This is a genomic window from Bacillus sp. FSL K6-1145, assembly GCF_038003425.1.
Lineage (GTDB): Bacteria > Bacillota > Bacilli > Bacillales > Bacillaceae > Bacillus > Bacillus pumilus.
This window is the reverse complement of sequence record NZ_JBBOPC010000001.1, coordinates 577,302-596,121: the sequence shown is the minus strand read 5'-3', so window position 1 is coordinate 596,121 and position 18,820 is coordinate 577,302. Positions and strand designations below refer to the sequence as shown.

The following is an 18,820-nucleotide window of genomic DNA, read 5'->3' as shown; positions in this document are numbered from 1 at the left end:
CAGAGGTGAAGTTACATGATGATTCTACAAGTGAATCAGCTGTCCAAATCGTTTGGTGCTGATACCGTTTTAACGAATATAAAATTGGAAGTCAAAGCAAGGGATCGGATTGCCATTGTAGGTCGTAACGGCGCAGGCAAATCCACCCTTTTGAAAATCATTGCCGGTCAATTGTCTTACGAGCAAGGTGAGATCATCAAACCGAAAGACCTATCGATCGGCTATTTAGCACAGCATACCGATGTGACGTCTACACGTACGTTAAAAGACGAATTATTATCGGTTTTTGATCATTTGAAAAAGATGGAACAAGAGATGAGAACCATCGAGGAGAAAATGGCTTCCTCTACAGGTTCTGAGCTAGATTCCCTCATGAAAACCTATGACAGACTACAGCAGGAATTTAAAGACCAAGGCGGCTATCAATACGAAGCAGACGTCCGCTCCATTCTTCATGGGCTCGGCTTTAGTCACTTTGAAGATGGGACAACCGTTCAATCCTTAAGCGGCGGCCAGAAAACCCGTCTAGCGCTTGGAAAGCTCTTATTAATGAAACCAGAACTCTTAATTCTGGACGAGCCGACCAACCATTTAGATATTGATACCTTATCATGGCTGGAGCAGTATTTGCAAAATTATACAGGCGCCATTCTGATCGTGTCCCATGACCGCTACTTCTTAGACAAAGTGGTGAACCATGTTTATGAAGTCTCAAGAACTGCCATGAAAAAGTTTGCAGGCAACTATAGTAAGTATCTTGATCTGAAAGCTGAGCAGCTAGAGCGCGATATGAAGCTTTACGAAAAGCAGCAAGAAGAAATCTCAAAGCTTCAGGATTTCGTAGATCGCAACCTAGCAAGAGCCTCAACCACAAAGCGCGCTCAGAGCAGACGCAAGCAACTGGAACGGATGGATCGTATAGATAAGCCATTAGGTGATGAAAAATCTGCAAACTTTCATTTTGATATTACGAGACAAAGCGGCAATGATGTGCTGAAGGTACATGATCTCGACATTCGTTATGATGAAAAAACACCGCTCCTATCCTCTCTTTCTTTTCAGATCAAACGAGAGGATAGCGTGGCACTCATTGGTCCTAATGGGATCGGGAAATCAACCCTTTTAAAAACGTTAACGAACACAATAAAGCCTGTAAAAGGCGACATCACCTTTGGATCTCATGTCACAATCGGCTACTATGACCAAGAACAAGCCAAACTGACATCCTCCAAAAAAGTGCTGAATGAGCTTTGGGATGACTATCCTCATATGAATGAAAAAGAAATTCGAACATGTTTAGGGAACTTCCTCTTTTCCGGTGACGACGTCTTAAAGCCCGTTCATGCATTAAGCGGTGGAGAAAAAGCGCGCCTTGCCCTGGCAAAGCTGATGCTCCAAAAAGCCAATTTCCTGATACTTGATGAGCCTACGAACCATTTAGACTTAGATAGTAAGGAAATTTTAGAAAATGCACTGATTGATTACCCAGGAACCATCTTATTTGTGTCTCATGACCGTTATTTTATCAACCGTCTGGCAACGAAAGTATTCGAACTGTCGCCTACAGAAACAAAAGAGTATCTCGGTGATTATGACTACTACCTTGAAAAGAAAAATGAACAATTAGAGCTTGAAGCGATTCAAGAAAATGAGGCGCTGAAAAAACAAGCAGCCAAGCCAGTTGAAACGGCAAAGCTTTCTTATGCGGAAGAAAAAGAACTGAAAAAGAAAGAGAGACAAAAGCAGCGCAGAATCGAGGAAATTGAAGAACGGATTGCTGTCATTGAAGCGAAGCTTGGTGAAAATGAAGAGCTTCTATGTGATCCTGCTATTTTTCAAGATCACGAGAAGGTCCAAAACATTCAAACAGAAAACGATACACTTCATCAAGAGCTGGAATCCCTTTTGGCAGAGTGGGAAGAGCTATCCGAATCGTAAAGAGTGCCCTAATGGGTGCTCTTTTTTCTTTTAGTGAAGATTTCTTATCCACATTAATATCCACAATAACTTCTTTATTATTCTTTTAAAAATCGGACTTATCCACTTTATACACAGAGATTTAATCACATATCCACATAAAAGAACGTATTTGCGCACATCCACTTCATTTTAAAACGAAATTTTCTAACAATTGTGGATATATCACGTTTACTTGTGAATAAATCGCTTTCATTAAAAATGAAAAAAACCTGTGTATCCACAGGAGTTTTCATTCATATGAGACAAGCGGTAAGCCTGGCTGCCCATTCATCGCCATATCGCCTCTTATACCTTTTTCAAACGCAATGGTTCCAGCAGCAGCGATCATGGCTGCATTGTCTGTACAAAGAGATAATGGTGGAATAATGACCTTCACGTCAGGAAGCTTCGTGAATGCTATCGTTAAGGCTTCTCTCAGTCCTTTATTGGCAGCGACTCCACCAGCTAGGACAACCTGCTTGACGCCATAGGCCTCAGCCGCTTTTAATGTTTTCCCAACAAGCACCTCAATGACACTTGCTTGAAAACTTGCTGCCAAATTCTCTGGAGCAATTGTTTCTCCCTTTTGAGATGCATTGTGTAGTGTGTTAATAACAGCTGATTTTAATCCACTAAAGCTAAAGTGATAAGAACCTTCTTCAAGCCATGCACGTGGAAGCTTAATCGTTGGCTCTCCTTCATGTGCTAACCGATCAATATGAGGTCCGCCTGGATACGGGAGACCCATCGTCCGGGCCACTTTATCGTATGCTTCTCCAGCCGCATCATCTAATGTTTCTCCGATAACCTCAAAAGACCCGTGCTCTTTCATTAGTACAAGCTCAGTATGTCCACCAGAGACGACAAGAGCCAAACATGGAAACTGCAATTCATCTACAAGTTGGTTTGCATAAATATGCCCCGCGATATGATGTACACCAACAAGAGGAATTTGATGAGCAAAGCTCAGTGCCTTGGCTGCATTGACACCGATCAGAAGAGCACCAACTAAGCCCGGTCCTTCTGTGACAGCAATGGCATCTAAATCCTGAAAGCTCATATTGGCCTGTGCCATCACTTCTTCTAACACGATGGTGACTTGCTCCACGTGATGCCTTGAAGCAATTTCTGGGACAACTCCGCCAAATCGTTTATGGCTTTCTATTTGCGATGCGACAACATTCGCTACAATTTCTTTCCCATTTTTCACAATAGATGCCGCTGTTTCATCACAGCTTGTCTCTATACCTAATATAAATCGATCTGTTTGTTCACTCATTTATATTCACCCACATGACCAATGCATCTTCCCCATTATCCGTATAATAATTCTTTCGAATAGAAGCTGGTCTGAAACCAAGCTTTTCATAAAGGGATTGTGCAGGTGTATTCGACACCCGCACCTCTAAAGAAAGATGATCTGTCTTTTTTTCTTTACAAAATTCCATGACATATCGCAGCAACGCTTCCCCGTAACCCTTTCCTCTATGCTCAGGGAGAATCGCAATGTTCGTAATTTGTGCATCGTCCATGACGATCCAGACCCCGCAATAGCCAACAGGCTGCTCATCTTCTTCAATGAGGAAATAATGGCTGTACTGGTTATGGAGAATCTCATAGACAAATGATTCTTTTTTCCAAGGCGCAGTAAACGAATGCACTTCAATCGTATATACCTCTGGAATGTCCGCTACCGTCATTTTTCGAATCTCGGTTATGTTGAGATTATTTTTGTCCTTCAAGCCATTTCACTTCCGCTTCTGCCAAACGAATATAGTTAGGAACAAGCTGATGGACATCTTCAGCAGGACGATATGCCCCTAAAAACGCAAGCATTGAAGGTCTTGGGTTATGAAAAGCTCCCTCCGCTATCACAGCCGTTTCTCCTAAAATGGAGCCAATGCTTTCTTCATGAAGATGCACATCCTGTCCAAGGAATAGGACAGGCTTTCCTGTCTGCTTCAGCTCATGAAGCCAATCCGTGAGCAAGATATTTTGGTCTGGTTTGATCTCTTTGATTTTTCCTTCTTTAAACGTATATAGCCCAGTATATACTTGTCCTCTTCTCGCATCGAATAGTGGCGAGATCCATCCATCAAAGTATTGACCATTTGCCGCAAGTGTTTCTAAACTCGAAACAGCTGATATCGGGATAGACAGCGTCCATGCGAGTGTTTTGGCAATGGTCACACCAATTCGGACCCCAGTGTAGGAACCAGGTCCTTTTGCTACAACAATTTTACTTAGTTCACTTGGGGCTACACCACATTCTTTCATCAATGCCTCAACAGTCGGCATCGCTCGGACGGAATGGTTCTTTTTTAAATACGTAATGCTCTCGCCAATCACTGTGGAATCTTTGACAAGGGCAATTCCTAGTGTATGGTTTGACGTATCAATTGCCAGTATGGTCAAATTCTTTCATCTCCTTACAAAGGGTCTCATAGCGTTCCCCTTTTGCACTAAACGTGAGATGACGTTCTTCTTCACGTTCTGTTCTTAGCATTTCTATTTTCAAGTAGGAGGAAGGCAATTGAGGTCCAATGAGATGTGCCCACTCAACCAAGCATACACCTTCGCCCTCAAAATATTCTTCGAGCCCGATATCTTCTTCCGCATCTTCCATGCGGTACACATCCATATGATAAAGTGGCAGTCTGCCATCGGTATATTCTTTAATAATCGTAAAGGTAGGGCTGTTGACGATACGGGTAATCCCTAAGCCTCCTGCAAAACCTTTTGAAAAAGTCGTTTTGCCTGCGCCTAAATCTCCTTCTAATGTCAAAACATCGCCTGGCATCACAAGTTTGGCCAATGCAGCGGCAATTCGTTTCGTCTCATCCGCACCTTTTGTCGTCCACGTTAATTTCACAGTGGATGTCACCTCATTTCTTAAAATGATTATATCCTTTTTTCATTAACATTGTTTGCTGTTCATTGTCTTTTAATAGTACGCTTGCTGCTTGATCACCTTTGACTTGTCCAATGCGTTTGACTTGAATGTCTTTTTTTCTACATTGCATTTCAAAGCTATCCCAATCAGCCTCTGAAATTGTACCAGTTAATACAAAGTCTTCCCCGCCAAATAACACCCATTCCAGCCAGTCTTTACGCAGCACTGGTAAATTTGGATGTACTGGGAGCTTGTTTGCTTCTATCTCTATCGTCACACGACTCGCTTCAGCTATCTCATTCAGCTCACTCGCTAATCCATCACTCACATCATTCAAGGTGACCCGCGGGAAGCTTGAGCAAATGAGGCCAGCAGCAATGTGGGGCTGAGGCTTTTTATGACGCTCAAGAAAAAAGGCTGTGTCGACTGCCTTGGGAGGGGCTACTTCGTTCATTAAAAGTGATAAGCCAGCAGCTGATGAACCAAGCTCACCTGTGACAAAGACGACGTCTCCTGTCTGAGCACTGTGACGATAACAAGCTTTTCCATTTGGTACCTCGCCAATGACCGTCACTGTAATGACAAAGTCACTGCGAGTGGCAACCGTATCTCCACCAATCAAATCCATATGATAAGTATCAGCCAATGCTCTCATTCCCTCGTAAAGAGCTGAAACGATCGTCTCATCACCATGAGGCGGGATCGCAATTGATACAAGATAATACTTTGGGGTTCCTCCCATTGCGGCGATATCACTGACATTGACCGCTAGTGCTTTAAAGCCAATCTCAAAAGGTGTGGAAAAATCAAAGCGAAAATGAACATGCTCCACCATTGTATCAACACAAACGACCTCTTCACAATGTGAATGAGGTTGATAAACACTTGCATCATCTCCGATACCCATAACCAAAGAACGCTGATGTGTTTCTTTTGGTGTAATTCGGCGAATAAGATCAAATTCATCCATAAAAAGACAGCCCCTTCATGCAATCAATTGATTGAATAGACACGATGTCAGACATAATTAGTATTAGTGTAAGCCAATATGAGTTTCAGTTTCAATTAAAAATGATATAAAGAAAGCCTGGTATGAAAAAACCAGGCTGGGTTGAAGTGATCTATCTTTTCTTTTTACATAACGTGTAACCAAACACAAAGCCATTCAATGTATATTGGATACGTATGAAAAGAAAAAGACATAAAAAAAAACGAAACTATACGTTTTCGTTTACAAGTCATAAAAATGGCGGTCCGGACGGGACTCGAACCCGCGACCTCCTGCGTGACAGGCAGGCATTCTAACCAACTGAACTACCGGACCATTTTGGTTGCGGGGGCAGGATTTGAACCTGCGACCTTCGGGTTATGAGCCCGACGAGCTACCGAACTGCTCCACCCCGCGACGATATAAATATAACAAGCTTGGCGGCGTCCTACTCTCACAGGGGGAGACCCCCAACTACCATCGGCGCTGAAGAGCTTAACTTCCGTGTTCGGTATGGGAACGGGTGTGACCTCTTCGCTATCGCCACCAAACCTGATGGAGAGAATGTTCTCTCAAAACTAGATAACAATGTTCAAACTTCACATTAGAATATAGGTTAAGTCCTCGATCTATTAGTATCTGTCAGCTCCACGTGTCACCACGCTTCCACCTCAGACCTATCAACCTGATCATCTTTCAGGGATCTTACTTCCTTGCGGAATGGGAAATCTCATCTTGAGGGGGGCTTCATGCTTAGATGCTTTCAGCACTTATCCCGTCCGCACATAGCTACCCAGCGATGCCCTTGGCAGAACAACTGGTACACCAGCGGTGCGTCCATCCCGGTCCTCTCGTACTAAGGACAGCTCCTCTCAAATTTCCTGCGCCCGCGACGGATAGGGACCGAACTGTCTCACGACGTTCTGAACCCAGCTCGCGTACCGCTTTAATGGGCGAACAGCCCAACCCTTGGGACCGACTACAGCCCCAGGATGCGATGAGCCGACATCGAGGTGCCAAACCTCCCCGTCGATGTGGACTCTTGGGGGAGATAAGCCTGTTATCCCCGGGGTAGCTTTTATCCGTTGAGCGATGGCCCTTCCATGCGGAACCACCGGATCACTAAGCCCGACTTTCGTCCCTGCTCGACTTGTAGGTCTCGCAGTCAAGCTCCCTTGTGCCTTTACACTCTGCGAATGATTTCCAACCATTCTGAGGGAACCTTTGGGCGCCTCCGTTACATTTTAGGAGGCGACCGCCCCAGTCAAACTGCCCACCTGACACTGTCTCCCTGCCCGATAAGGGCAGCGGGTTAGAAGGTCAATACAGCCAGGGTAGTATCCCACCGATGCCTCCACCGAAGCTAGCGCTCCGGTTTCCAAGGCTCCTACCTATCCTGTACAAGCTGTACCAACATTCAATATCAGGCTGCAGTAAAGCTCCACGGGGTCTTTCCGTCCTGTCGCGGGTAACCTGCATCTTCACAGGTACTATAATTTCACCGAGTCTCTCGTTGAGACAGTGCCCAGATCGTTGCGCCTTTCGTGCGGGTCGGAACTTACCCGACAAGGAATTTCGCTACCTTAGGACCGTTATAGTTACGGCCGCCGTTTACTGGGGCTTCAATTCGCACCTTCGCTTACGCTAAGCGCTCCTCTTAACCTTCCAGCACCGGGCAGGCGTCAGCCCCTATACTTCGCCTTACGGCTTCGCAGAGACCTGTGTTTTTGCTAAACAGTCGCCTGGGCCTATTCACTGCGGCTTCTCGGGGCTTTAACACCCTAAGAAGCACCCCTTCTCCCGAAGTTACGGGGTCATTTTGCCGAGTTCCTTAACGAGAGTTCTCTCGATCACCTTAGGATTCTCTCCTCGCCTACCTGTGTCGGTTTGCGGTACGGGCACCTCTCACCTCGCTAGAGGCTTTTCTTGGCAGTGTGGAATCAGGAACTTCGCTACTAAATTTCGCTCGCCATCACAGCTCAGCCTTTATGGGAAACGGATTTGCCTATTTCCCAGCCTAACTGCTTGGACGCGGATATCCAATACCGCGCTTACCCTATCCTCCTGCGTCCCCCCATTGCTCAAATGGTGAGGAGGTGGTACAGGAATATCAACCTGTTGTCCATCGCCTACGCCTTTCGGCCTCGGCTTAGGTCCCGACTAACCCTGAGCGGACGAGCCTTCCTCAGGAAACCTTAGGCATTCGGTGGACGGGATTCTCACCCGTCTTTCGCTACTCATACCGGCATTCTCACTTCTAAGCGCTCCACCAGTCCTTCCGGTCTGACTTCACAGCACTTAGAACGCTCTCCTACCACTGTTCGTAAGAACAGTCCGCAGCTTCGGTGATACGTTTAGCCCCGGTACATTTTCGGCGCAGAGTCACTCGACCAGTGAGCTATTACGCACTCTTTAAATGGTGGCTGCTTCTAAGCCAACATCCTGGTTGTCTAAGCAACTCCACATCCTTTTCCACTTAACGTATACTTTGGGACCTTAGCTGGCGGTCTGGGCTGTTTCCCTTTCGACTACGGATCTTATCACTCGCAGTCTGACTCCCAAGGATAAGTCATCGGCATTCGGAGTTTGACTGAATTCGGTAACCCGGTAGGGGCCCCTAGTCCAATCAGTGCTCTACCTCCGAGACTCTTACCTTGAGGCTAGCCCTAAAGCTATTTCGGAGAGAACCAGCTATCTCCAGGTTCGATTGGCATTTCACCCCTACCCACACCTCATCCCCGCACTTTTCAACGTGCGTGGGTTCGGGCCTCCATTCAGTGTTACCTGAACTTCACCCTGGACATGGGTAGATCACCTGGTTTCGGGTCTACGACCACGTACTCATGCGCCCTATTCAGACTCGCTTTCGCTGCGGCTCCGCATCTTCTGCTTAACCTTGCACGGGATCGTAACTCGCCGGTTCATTCTACAAAAGGCACGCCATCACCCTTTAACGGGCTCTGACTACTTGTAGGCACACGGTTTCAGGATCTATTTCACTCCCCTTCCGGGGTGCTTTTCACCTTTCCCTCACGGTACTGGTTCACTATCGGTCACTAGGGAGTATTTAGCCTTGGGAGATGGTCCTCCCGGATTCCGACGGAATTTCACGTGTTCCGCCGTACTCAGGATCCACTCTGGAGAGAACAACATTTCAGTTACAGGGCTGTTACCTTCTTTGGCGGGCCTTTCCAGACCTCTTCGCTTATATCGTTCCTTTGTAACTCCGTATAGAGTGTCCTACAACCCCAAGAGGCAAGCCTCTTGGTTTGGGCTGTTCCCGTTTCGCTCGCCGCTACTCAGGGAATCGCATTTGCTTTCTCTTCCTCCGGGTACTTAGATGTTTCAGTTCCCCGGGTATGCCTTCTCATACTCTATGTATTCAAGTATGGATACTACTCCATTACGAGCAGTGGGTTTCCCCATTCGGAAATCTCCGGATCAAAGCTTGCTTACAGCTCCCCGAAGCATATCGGTGTTCGTCCCGTCCTTCATCGGCTCCTAGTGCCAAGGCATCCACCGTGCGCCCTTTCTAACTTAACCATTTCTTACTTTAGAAAGAATCACTATGTGTGATGAACTTTGCATTGCATTCAATGTGAATGTATTACTTATTGTTATCTAGTTTTCAAAGAACAATCCTGTCTCGCTAGAGACATGTCTTGAAGGAATGATCCTTCAAAACTAAACAAGACGAAAACGCACGCTGCTCCATATATCCTTAGAAAGGAGGTGATCCAGCCGCACCTTCCGATACGGCTACCTTGTTACGACTTCACCCCAATCATCTGCCCCACCTTCGGCGGCTGGCTCCATAAAGGTTACCTCACCGACTTCGGGTGTTGCAAACTCTCGTGGTGTGACGGGCGGTGTGTACAAGGCCCGGGAACGTATTCACCGCGGCATGCTGATCCGCGATTACTAGCGATTCCAGCTTCACGCAGTCGAGTTGCAGACTGCGATCCGAACTGAGAACAGATTTATGGGATTGGCTAAACCTTGCGGTCTCGCAGCCCTTTGTTCTGTCCATTGTAGCACGTGTGTAGCCCAGGTCATAAGGGGCATGATGATTTGACGTCATCCCCACCTTCCTCCGGTTTGTCACCGGCAGTCACCTTAGAGTGCCCAACTAAATGCTGGCAACTAAGATCAAGGGTTGCGCTCGTTGCGGGACTTAACCCAACATCTCACGACACGAGCTGACGACAACCATGCACCACCTGTCACTCTGTCCCCGAAGGGAAAGCCCTATCTCTAGGGTTGTCAGAGGATGTCAAGACCTGGTAAGGTTCTTCGCGTTGCTTCGAATTAAACCACATGCTCCACCGCTTGTGCGGGCCCCCGTCAATTCCTTTGAGTTTCAGTCTTGCGACCGTACTCCCCAGGCGGAGTGCTTAATGCGTTAGCTGCAGCACTAAGGGGCGGAAACCCCCTAACACTTAGCACTCATCGTTTACGGCGTGGACTACCAGGGTATCTAATCCTGTTCGCTCCCCACGCTTTCGCTCCTCAGCGTCAGTTACAGACCAGAGAGTCGCCTTCGCCACTGGTGTTCCTCCACATCTCTACGCATTTCACCGCTACACGTGGAATTCCACTCTCCTCTTCTGCACTCAAGTTTCCCAGTTTCCAATGACCCTCCCCGGTTGAGCCGGGGGCTTTCACATCAGACTTAAGAAACCGCCTGCGAGCCCTTTACGCCCAATAATTCCGGACAACGCTTGCCACCTACGTATTACCGCGGCTGCTGGCACGTAGTTAGCCGTGGCTTTCTGGTTAGGTACCGTCAAGGTGCGAGCAGTTACTCTCGCACTTGTTCTTCCCTAACAACAGAGCTTTACGATCCGAAAACCTTCATCACTCACGCGGCGTTGCTCCGTCAGACTTTCGTCCATTGCGGAAGATTCCCTACTGCTGCCTCCCGTAGGAGTCTGGGCCGTGTCTCAGTCCCAGTGTGGCCGATCACCCTCTCAGGTCGGCTACGCATCGTCGCCTTGGTGAGCCATTACCCCACCAACTAGCTAATGCGCCGCGGGTCCATCTGTAAGTGACAGCCGAAACCGTCTTTCATCCTTGAACCATGCGGTTCAAGGAACTATCCGGTATTAGCTCCGGTTTCCCGGAGTTATCCCAGTCTTACAGGCAGGTTACCCACGTGTTACTCACCCGTCCGCCGCTAACATCCGGGAGCAAGCTCCCTTCTGTTCGCTCGACTTGCATGTATTAGGCACGCCGCCAGCGTTCGTCCTGAGCCAGGATCAAACTCTCCGAGGTATGCAGGATGCATATCACACATGCGTTGCTACACGATGTAGCGAACTTAGCATGTGATCATTTCCTGCCTCGCCAGTTTGACTGACTACCTATGATATAACATAGGATTTTTTATAAAAACTCGAATTAACAGGTACGTTTTGTCTTGTTTAGTTTTCAAAGATCATATTTCAAAAAATGGAGCGGGTGATGAGAATCGAACTCACGACATCAGCTTGGAAGGCTGAGGTTTTACCACTAAACTACACCCGCGTGGTTTGTATTGGCGCGCCCGAGAGGAGTCGAACCCCTAACCTTTTGATCCGTAGTCAAACGCTCTATCCAATTGAGCTACGGGCGCTTAATCAGGCGACTTAATTATCTTAACATATCGTTTTTATCAAGTCAATATCTTTTTGAGATTTGTTTGTCGCATGTGTTTGAATGTCTTTGTTTCAAATACGTCATCAGCGACGAATAAAAATATACCATGGATCACATAAAAGGGTCAATACATTTTTCTAAAAAAGTTTCATGTTTTTTAAGAAGTCGTTTTTTCTTAGATAAATAGAAATGCAATAGCCCTATTTTCTTCCCTTTCTTCATAATTCCAATGATTCTTAAATAAAATCTTTCTAAATCCAAAGGAGGACAAAACATGGTCACATAGAATTTTTATTTATTGGAAAATTCTTAAAATTTTCCAAGCATTTAAAGGGGGTAGGAGATGATGAAAAAGTTCGTCGCTTTTCAAATCATGATCGCTTTGGTGATAGGAGCTCTTATCGGCCATTTCTTTCCTGACTTCGGGATGGCTCTCAGGCCAATTGGAGATGGATTCATCAGGTTGATTAAAATGATTGTTGTTCCTATCGTTTTCTCTACCATTGTTATTGGTGCAGCCGGCAGTGGTGGTATGAAGAAAATGGGAAGCCTAGGATTAAAGACGATCATTTGGTTTGAGGTCATCACAACCATCGTTCTAGGAATTGGTCTATTGCTGGCTAATGTTCTAAAGCCTGGCGTTGGCCTTGATTTCTCTAAATTAGCTAAGAAAGATATTGGTGAATTAGACGGCTATACGCAGAAAGTCGTCGACTTTAAACAAATGGTACTCGATATCATTCCAACGAATATCGTCGATGTCATGGCTCAAAATGATTTACTAGCTGTCATTTTCTTCGCCATATTATTTGGTGTAGCGGCTAGCGGTATCGGTAAGGCATCCGCTCCTGTTCTCAACTTCTTTGAATCAGTGGCACAAATTATGTTTAAGCTAACGCAGATGGTCATGGTGACAGCACCTATTGGAGTGCTTGCATTAATGGCTGCTTCTGTTGGTCAATATGGCATTGTGTTATTAATCCCGATGATGAAGCTTGTTGGGACTGTATTTTTAGGTTTATTCATTATTCTCTTTGCTTTGTTCCCTCTGGTCGCACTGATCTTCCGTTTTAACTACTTCGAAGTTTTAAAAATGATTTGGGATTTGTTCTTGGTTGCCTTCTCTACTACAAGTACAGAAACCGTCCTTCCTCAGCTTATGTCACGAATGGAGAAATACGGCTGTCCGAAAAGAATTGTCTCCTTTGTCATTCCATCTGGTCTTTCTCTCAATTGTGATGGGTCCAGTTTATATTTATCGGTTTCCTGTGTGTTTCTTGCACAAGCGTTTGGTGTCGACATGAGTTTGTCACAGCAGCTTTTGATGATGCTTGTTCTTGTGTTAACGAGTAAAGGGATTGCAGCGGTGCCATCCGGTTCACTCGTCGTCCTTTTGGCAACCGCCCATGCAGTAGGTCTTCCAGCAGAAGGCGTCGCCATTATCGCCGGTGTCGATCGAATTATGGATATGGCACGAACAGGTGTGAATGTTCCAGGTCATGCCGTTGCATGTATTGTCGTATCGAAATGGGAGAAAGTATTCCGCGAGTCTGCTTGGGAAGTTCCAAAAGCAGGTGAAGAAACAAAAGGAATGTAGTGTTATATGAAGGAAAGGGCTTCCCCTTTCCTTCAGCGTGTAGACAAACCCTCGCATTCGTTGTCAGTCCTGCGCTCCGGTGCTCACGAATGTCAAATTCGCTCCGCTCCGGTACTCGTCCTTCCTAGACTTCAAAGGTTTTCTATCACGCTGAAAAGAAAACAAAAGGAAAGGGCTTCCCCTTTCCTTTTCTTATGATAAAAATGCTTGCTTTAGGACCGCTTTGCCTTGAGGTTGCAGCTGCACTTCTGCATATGCGCCATTAATTAGCGTCATTTGCGGCGGGACATGCCCACAATCTATATCGTAAAAAATGGGGATTTGTAATTCCTTTTGTAATTCTTCATATACATCATGATACTGATACCCTTCCACAGGCACATCTACTGCACTTCGCCCAAACATAATACCTGAACAATGGTCAAACCATCCTGCTAGTTTCAATTGAACAAGCGATCTCTTCACGCTTACAGCATTTAATTCACAGTTTTCAAAGTACCAAAGAATTGGTTCATCTTTTAAGAATGTTTTTTGAAAAGCTTTGACATCTCCAAAAGGCGTCCCAGCTAAGTGGCGTATGACATCAATACAGCCGCCCATTAGCCTCCCCTTTACCATCTTTTCTTGTCGATCAACCGTATGCCATGCGGTCGGTTCTGTTAAATGAAAAACATGTTCAATCGGATTGTCATACTGCCATTCCTTTTGATACATTGATGAAGAATATTGGCTGATGTCCATTTCCCCTTTTGTTGAAAGTACTTCTTCCCACATGACAGTCGTTTGATCAAGCTCTTCTCCCTGAAGATCTACTAGGTTCGGTCCATGCGCAGTGGCAATGCCTGTTTTTAAAGTTAACGCCAGCAGAAGCGCACTCGTATCTGAGTAACCAAGAATCCACTTTTTTTGCATCGATGAGAAATCAAGGTGCTCTAACACCTCCATCAGAAGCTGCCCTCCCCATGGCGGGATGATGTGATCAATCTCATCACAGGTCATCATGTACTGAAGCTCCTTTGCTCGTTCTACGGCAGGAGCTGATTTTGCCTTTTCCTGGTGCCATACCGTATCTCCACATATGACATCATAGCCTCTTTTTTTCATTCGCTCGCATGAGAGCTGAAACATGTCATGCAAAGACGGCTGTACACCTGAGGAAGGTGCTGTGACGCCAATTGTTTGTCCTTTTTGTAATTGTGGAAATTGTATCATCCTATTTCCCTCCATCCTCTCTCAATCTCTCATTTATAAAGAGGAGCCCCTATTACAAGGGACATCTTCTTTTATTCCTTTTGACGCAGCACAGTATAGACACCTGCAAAGATACATAGAATGCCAATGAATGAGCGTAATCCCATTTCTTCTCCCAAAAGCAGCCAGCCAAGAACGGCACCTACGATCGGTTGAAAGAAAAAGAACAAACCGCCGCTTGAGGCATCCATTAATTGAAGCCCTCTATTCCATAAAAAGAATGCTAGAGCTGTTGAGATGATGCCTAGATAAAGAATACCGCCCCAAATCTCCGGCCTTGCCATCTGTTCCACATCTAGGTGAGGTAAACGAAATAATACAGGCGGTGTTAAAACAATGAATGCAATGATGATCGCATATGTGGTTGTCACCACCTGAGGGTACTTTCCTGGGACACGTTTGAGCAAAACAGACATCAGCGCCCATGTTAAAGCAGCGAAGACCAATGAAAGACCACCGACAAATTCATCTGTCTGTACTGCAACTGGTCCAATCATGAGCCATACACCTGCTGTAGCAAGCAGGATGGATGCGCATTTTCGAACAGTCATGGCTTCTTTTAATAGAAAGAAAGCAAACAGCACCATAAACGCAGGAGTTGCAGATGTAATAACAGCCCCCATTTGTGCAGAGGTATACATCGTCCCAATTTCTTGGGTCACGATTGAAAGGAAATTTCCGATCAGCCCAATCAACACCATAAGGGGGATATCTTTTTTATCTAATCGAAAGGAATAGCCCAAGCGCCAAATGGTGATCACCAACACGACTCCTGCTACAGCATATCTCATCCAGACGAGTTCAAGTGGCGGAACAACCGCTACTGTTACTTTGACAACAACGTACATGCCGCCCCAAATACTTGCTGCGATTGCTAGGTAAAGGGCGCCTATATATTTTTCATTCATCATTTTCCCTCCGTTATTGGATATTTTGAATACCATATCCACAAACGGAGATCACTCTCCGTTATGGACGGAGGGCATTTGGAACATCATGTTCAAACAAAGGTTTGCACAGCATTGTCGTCACTCCAATTTTTTTATTTTCTGATACTTTATAACAGATTCTGGATGACTTCAATCCTTTTTGCACCTTTTTTCTTTATATAATAGAAGATAAGGGGATATTGACATGCTAAATTCGTTTTCATATAGTAAGTAAAACTATAGGTCGTCACGCAGAAAAGGAGTAGAGGTCGTTGGATATTGAAGCTAAAAAACATATTCCCAGCACGGAACATGAACCATTTCTCGAGGGAATAAAAGATTGTGTGCCAACCCTGCTTGGTTATATGAGTATCGGGTTTGCCTTTGGAATTGTTGGAATTAGCGCACAGTTGAGCCTATGGGACATTGCGCTTCTAGCAATCTTTATTTACGCAGGTGCTTCACAGTTTATTATCTGTGCACTGCTTGTCACGGGAAGCCCCCTTTCCGCTATTATTCTCACTACATTTATTGTGAATCTGCGTCATTTATTACTAAGCCTGACGCTGGCTCCTCATTTTACATGCTACTCTTTAAAACAAAATATTGGATTCGGTCTATTGCTGACTGATGAATCCTTTGGCGTAGCCATGAATAAATTAGCTCAGCATGGAAAGCTGAATAACCGGTGGATGCACGGGCTGAACATAACGGCTTATTTGTGCTGGATTGCTGCCTGTATACTTGGCGGCATTTTTGGACACTGGATCTCAAATCCTGAAGCACTTGGTCTTGATTTTGCTCTTTCCGCTATGTTTGCTGCACTGCTGGTTCTTTCTTTGCAAACTGTGCCTAAAAGTAAATTAACCCATCGCCTGTCACTTGTTTTGTATATGGTCGTTGCGATGTTTGTCCTGCTTCATTTTGTTCCATCACACGTGGCTGTTCTATTAGCCACCATAATTGTCGCAACCATTGGGGTGGTGACAGATAAATGATCAGCAGTTTTATGATGTGGCTCATTCTCGGCTGTATGATTGTCACTGTGATTCCAAGGGTCGTTCCCTTTATATTTGTACGAAGTATCGAGCTGCCTGAAGTGGTGCTCAAGTGGTTATCGTTTATTCCCATTTGTATCTTTACGGCTTTAATTGCAGAGCATTTGTTCATTCATACCACAACAGGTGTCACCATTCACTGGATGTACCTTGCTGTCTTGGTTCCTACCGTCGTGATCGCTGTTTGGACAAAGAGCTTATCACTTACTGTTCTTGTAGGCGTCCTGCTGATGGGGACTGCCAGATGGTTTTTTTAAAAGAAAAAGCTTAACCGCATGTGGTTAAGCTTTGTTTCATTTTACGATTCCGTATACAAATCCATCGTAACCCTTTTCACCAACAGTTTGAATGGCTGTAGCCTCTATTCTTGACTCTTGTTTGAGTAAATTGAAAAATTCACGAGTTCCTTGAACTCGCTCATCCCCATCAGAGTCATGAAGGACTGCTCCATTTCTGACGACATTGTCTGCAATAATGACTGTTCCCTTTTTTGAGAAGTGTAACGCCCACTTTAGATATTTCGGGTTGTTCGGTTTGTCTGCATCAATGAAAATCAAATCGAATGGAAGCACATCCCTCTCTTTTAACTGAGATAGCGTATCCAATGCCTTTCCTTGCAAAATGCTCACCCGTTCCGATAAGCCCGCTCTACTAATGTTTTGCTGCGCAATCTGTACATGGTGGCTGACAGCCTCTAATGTGATGAGTTCTCCATCCTCTTCAAGAGCACGCGCCAACCAAATGGTACTGTATCCACCAAGTGTCCCGATCTCTAAAATGCGCTTTGCATTCTTGGTTTTTGCTAATAAATAAAGCATTTTCCCTTGAGCTGGTGACACATCAATTTCTGGCAGGCCTGCTTGCTTATTATGAGTAAGAGCTTGCTCCAAAACATCATCTTTAGGAATCAACTTGTCTGTGATATACTCGTCAACTTTCTCCCACACTTGCTTCATCTCAACCATCTCCCTTGATCATGTCTTCTGTCTCAAGTCTACATGATGATAGCGAGCGCGTATAATCAATTCTTTTCACACATCTATTCATTTTATTGATGAAAGACATGTCATGATGGAGACATGAAGCAGTGCCATGTTTTCGGATTTACTGGTTCAGGTGATTTTTCAAATCCCCTTTTTTATCTTGAAGCTTTCCTTTGGCTTGATCCTTTTTCCCTTCTGCTTTCAGGTTTTGATGATCTGTTGCTTCGCCAAGCTTCTCTTTCAATTGACCTTTGGCTTGATTTGTTTTTCCTTTCGCTTTATCCATATGTCCTTTTTCTTCACTCATTTGTTCCACCTCCACGTTTGATACTATTCATTTAGCCTTTTTCACAGATACAAAACATCTGAGTGTGCGATCCAAGAAACTACAGCAACAAGAAAATCCAGCCAAGGTCGGCTGGATTAAAAATAATGATCTATAAGATAGACTTAAAAGCTTTAACCTGTTTTACTCTGATCGTACTCAACAAGATCACCTAGAATTTCGTCAATCTGATTCATCATCTCAGTTTCAATTTTCACCTCAGATGCTAAAGCATTCTCCCTCACCTGTTCTGGACTAGATGCACCGATAATTGCTGCAGAAACGTTCTGATTTTGCAGTACCCATGCTATTGCAAGCTGAGCGAGAGTAAGATCAACCTCTTGTGCGATGGGCTTAAGCTTTTGGATCGCCTCTAAGGTATTATTATTCATCCAGCGTTGAGCAAGGTTTTTAAAAAAGGGTTTTCCAGCAGGTGAGTTAGCACGCGAATTAGTCGGAAGTGATTTTCCTGGGAGATACTTTCCAGTAAGGATTCCCTGGGCCAAAGGCGACCATACTACCTGGCCAAGTCCTTCGCGCTGACAGGTCGGTATTACATCACTTTCAATGATTCTCCATAACATGGAGTATTGAGGTTGGCTGGCAATTAGGGGGACTTTTAGCTCTCGTGCAAGCGCTGCCCCTCGAGTAATTTGTTCTGCTGTCCACTCACTTACACCAATATAGTTCACTTTCCCCTGTCTTACTAAATCTGCGAAAGCTAACATCGTTTCTTCCAGAGGTGTAGTTGGATCAAACCTGTGTGCATAGTAAATATCAATATAATCCGTTTGTAAACGTCGCAAAGAGGCATGACAGTTTTCCAAAATATGCTTGCGTGATAATCCTCTATCGTTTTTCCCAGTACCGGTTGGATGACATACTTTTGTACATAGTTCAATGCTCTCCCGCCGGATCCCTTTTAAAGACCTGCCTAGTATCTCTTCAGCCTTGGTGTCTGAATAAACATCAGCAGTATCAAACGTCGTAATACCAACATCAAGAGCAGCTTTCACACAATCATGGGCAGTTTCTTCATTTATCTTACCACCATGATTAATCCAGTTTCCGTATGCAAGTTTACTAATTGTTAATCCACTATTTCCAAGTTTACTATACTCCATAATAATGCCCTCCTTTTGAAAGAATACTTTCATTATAAAAAGAGGCCGTTAATATGTATAATATATATATTAAGAT

General features: G+C 44.9%; 14 protein-coding genes, 4 tRNA genes and 3 rRNA genes. 4 read left to right on the top strand and 17 right to left on the bottom strand.

Annotation, left to right across the window (positions count from 1 at the left end; all coding sequences use genetic code 11):
- Positions 1-15 precede the first annotated feature (15 nt).
- Entirely contained in the window at positions 16-1,938 is a 1,923-nt protein-coding gene (locus MHH41_RS02955; RefSeq protein ID WP_284907739.1) for an ABC-F family ATP-binding cassette domain-containing protein, read from the top strand.
- A gap of 271 nt (positions 1,939-2,209) precedes the next feature.
- Here MHH41_RS02955 and tsaD read toward each other — a convergent pair whose 3' ends face one another.
- The 12 genes from tsaD to MHH41_RS02895 all read right to left on the bottom strand — a co-directional run bounded on the left by tsaD (position 2,210) and on the right by MHH41_RS02895 (position 11,454).
- Complete coding sequence (tsaD, locus tag MHH41_RS02950) at positions 2,210-3,238, bottom strand: tRNA (adenosine(37)-N6)-threonylcarbamoyltransferase complex transferase subunit TsaD (protein ID WP_050945670.1); 1,029 nt, start codon at positions 3,236-3,238, stop codon at positions 2,210-2,212.
- Entirely contained in the window at positions 3,231-3,659 is a 429-nt protein-coding gene (gene rimI / locus MHH41_RS02945; protein ID WP_003214231.1) for a ribosomal protein S18-alanine N-acetyltransferase, read from the bottom strand. The genes tsaD and rimI overlap by 8 nt, the downstream gene beginning before the upstream one ends.
- A gap of 25 nt (positions 3,660-3,684) precedes the next feature.
- Positions 3,685-4,374, bottom strand: a complete 690-nt coding sequence (gene tsaB / locus MHH41_RS02940; RefSeq protein ID WP_322000738.1) for a tRNA (adenosine(37)-N6)-threonylcarbamoyltransferase complex dimerization subunit type 1 TsaB — start codon at positions 4,372-4,374, stop codon at positions 3,685-3,687.
- The gene (gene tsaE, locus MHH41_RS02935; RefSeq protein WP_003214433.1) at positions 4,355-4,831 is read right to left on the bottom strand and encodes a tRNA (adenosine(37)-N6)-threonylcarbamoyltransferase complex ATPase subunit type 1 TsaE; all 477 of its coding nucleotides are present in this window, start codon (positions 4,829-4,831) and stop codon (positions 4,355-4,357) included. The genes tsaB and tsaE overlap by 20 nt, the downstream gene beginning before the upstream one ends.
- Positions 4,832-4,844: 13 nt before the next feature.
- Positions 4,845-5,822, bottom strand: a complete 978-nt coding sequence (thiL, locus tag MHH41_RS02930; RefSeq protein WP_322000737.1) for a thiamine-phosphate kinase — start codon at positions 5,820-5,822, stop codon at positions 4,845-4,847.
- Between the two features lie 277 nt (positions 5,823-6,099).
- Positions 6,100-6,176: transfer RNA gene (locus tag MHH41_RS02925), tRNA-Asp, on the bottom strand.
- 4 nt (positions 6,177-6,180) lie between these two features.
- Positions 6,181-6,257, bottom strand: a tRNA-Met gene (locus MHH41_RS02920).
- Between the two features lie 18 nt (positions 6,258-6,275).
- Positions 6,276-6,391, bottom strand: a 5S ribosomal RNA gene (gene rrf / locus MHH41_RS02915).
- A gap of 61 nt (positions 6,392-6,452) precedes the next feature.
- Positions 6,453-9,383: ribosomal RNA gene (locus MHH41_RS02910) — 23S ribosomal RNA — on the bottom strand.
- A 182-nt stretch (positions 9,384-9,565) separates the two neighbouring features.
- Positions 9,566-11,114 (bottom strand): 16S ribosomal RNA (locus tag MHH41_RS02905).
- Together the 16S, 23S and 5S rRNA genes with 4 tRNA genes alongside form the textbook arrangement of a ribosomal RNA operon.
- A gap of 178 nt (positions 11,115-11,292) precedes the next feature.
- Positions 11,293-11,366: transfer RNA gene (locus tag MHH41_RS02900), tRNA-Gly, on the bottom strand.
- A gap of 11 nt (positions 11,367-11,377) precedes the next feature.
- A tRNA-Arg gene (locus MHH41_RS02895) sits at positions 11,378-11,454 on the bottom strand.
- Positions 11,455-11,823: 369 nt separating this feature from the next.
- On the opposite strand from MHH41_RS02895, the gene gltP reads away from it, so the two are divergent.
- The gene (gltP, locus tag MHH41_RS02890; RefSeq protein WP_034620243.1) at positions 11,824-13,074 is read left to right on the top strand and encodes a glutamate-aspartate/proton symporter GltP; all 1,251 of its coding nucleotides are present in this window, start codon (positions 11,824-11,826) and stop codon (positions 13,072-13,074) included.
- A 192-nt stretch (positions 13,075-13,266) separates the two neighbouring features.
- Here the strand turns inward: gltP and MHH41_RS02885 are convergent, their stop codons facing one another.
- Both MHH41_RS02885 and MHH41_RS02880 read right to left on the bottom strand, forming a co-directional pair.
- Positions 13,267-14,286: a S66 family peptidase gene (locus tag MHH41_RS02885; RefSeq protein WP_226804703.1), complete on the bottom strand. Its 1,020-nt coding sequence runs from the start codon at positions 14,284-14,286 to the stop codon at positions 13,267-13,269.
- A 71-nt stretch (positions 14,287-14,357) separates the two neighbouring features.
- On the bottom strand, positions 14,358-15,233 hold the full coding sequence (locus MHH41_RS02880; RefSeq protein WP_034620208.1) for a DMT family transporter: 876 nt from the start codon (positions 15,231-15,233) through the stop codon (positions 14,358-14,360).
- 293 nt (positions 15,234-15,526) lie between these two features.
- On the opposite strand from MHH41_RS02880, the gene MHH41_RS02875 reads away from it, so the two are divergent.
- Entirely contained in the window at positions 15,527-16,252 is a 726-nt protein-coding gene (locus tag MHH41_RS02875) for an AzlC family ABC transporter permease (RefSeq protein ID WP_335365542.1), read from the top strand.
- On the top strand, positions 16,249-16,569 hold the full coding sequence (locus MHH41_RS02870; protein WP_106030211.1) for an AzlD domain-containing protein: 321 nt from the start codon (positions 16,249-16,251) through the stop codon (positions 16,567-16,569). The genes MHH41_RS02875 and MHH41_RS02870 overlap by 4 nt, the downstream gene beginning before the upstream one ends.
- A 36-nt stretch (positions 16,570-16,605) precedes the next feature.
- Here the strand turns inward: MHH41_RS02870 and MHH41_RS02865 are convergent, their stop codons facing one another.
- The 3 genes from MHH41_RS02865 to MHH41_RS02855 all read right to left on the bottom strand — a co-directional run bounded on the left by MHH41_RS02865 (position 16,606) and on the right by MHH41_RS02855 (position 18,744).
- A complete protein-coding gene (locus tag MHH41_RS02865) occupies positions 16,606-17,268 on the bottom strand; it encodes an O-methyltransferase (protein WP_106066398.1) in 663 nt (220 codons plus the stop codon).
- Between the two features lie 148 nt (positions 17,269-17,416).
- Positions 17,417-17,602: a CsbD family protein gene (locus MHH41_RS02860; protein WP_003213978.1), complete on the bottom strand. Its 186-nt coding sequence runs from the start codon at positions 17,600-17,602 to the stop codon at positions 17,417-17,419.
- Positions 17,603-17,754: 152 nt separating this feature from the next.
- Positions 17,755-18,744, bottom strand: coding sequence for an aldo/keto reductase family protein (locus MHH41_RS02855; protein ID WP_050945658.1), 990 nt, complete (start codon positions 18,742-18,744; stop codon positions 17,755-17,757).
- Between the last annotated feature and the right edge of the window lie 76 nt (positions 18,745-18,820).

What these genes read in the sequence shown, in the direction of transcription:
- gltP (WP_034620243.1), top strand. Translation starts at nt 11,824, where the DNA reads ATGAAAAAGTTCGTCGCTTTTCAAATCATGATCGCTTTGGTGATAGGA.
- MHH41_RS02860 (WP_003213978.1), bottom strand. Translation starts at nt 17,602, where the DNA reads ATGAGTGAAGAAAAAGGACATATGGATAAAGCGAAAGGAAAAACAAAT.
- MHH41_RS02885 (WP_226804703.1), bottom strand. Translation starts at nt 14,286, where the DNA reads ATGATACAATTTCCACAATTACAAAAAGGACAAACAATTGGCGTCACA.
- rimI (WP_003214231.1), bottom strand. Translation starts at nt 3,659, where the DNA reads ATGACGGTAGCGGACATTCCAGAGGTATATACGATTGAAGTGCATTCG.
- MHH41_RS02855 (WP_050945658.1), bottom strand. Translation starts at nt 18,744, where the DNA reads ATGGAGTATAGTAAACTTGGAAATAGTGGATTAACAATTAGTAAACTT.
- MHH41_RS02880 (WP_034620208.1), bottom strand. Translation starts at nt 15,233, where the DNA reads ATGAATGAAAAATATATAGGCGCCCTTTACCTAGCAATCGCAGCAAGT.
- MHH41_RS02870 (WP_106030211.1), top strand. Translation starts at nt 16,249, where the DNA reads ATGATCAGCAGTTTTATGATGTGGCTCATTCTCGGCTGTATGATTGTC.
- MHH41_RS02955 (WP_284907739.1), top strand. Translation starts at nt 16, where the DNA reads ATGATGATTCTACAAGTGAATCAGCTGTCCAAATCGTTTGGTGCTGAT.
- MHH41_RS02865 (WP_106066398.1), bottom strand. Translation starts at nt 17,268, where the DNA reads ATGAAGCAAGTGTGGGAGAAAGTTGACGAGTATATCACAGACAAGTTG.
- thiL (WP_322000737.1), bottom strand. Translation starts at nt 5,822, where the DNA reads ATGGATGAATTTGATCTTATTCGCCGAATTACACCAAAAGAAACACAT.
- tsaD (WP_050945670.1), bottom strand. Translation starts at nt 3,238, where the DNA reads ATGAGTGAACAAACAGATCGATTTATATTAGGTATAGAGACAAGCTGT.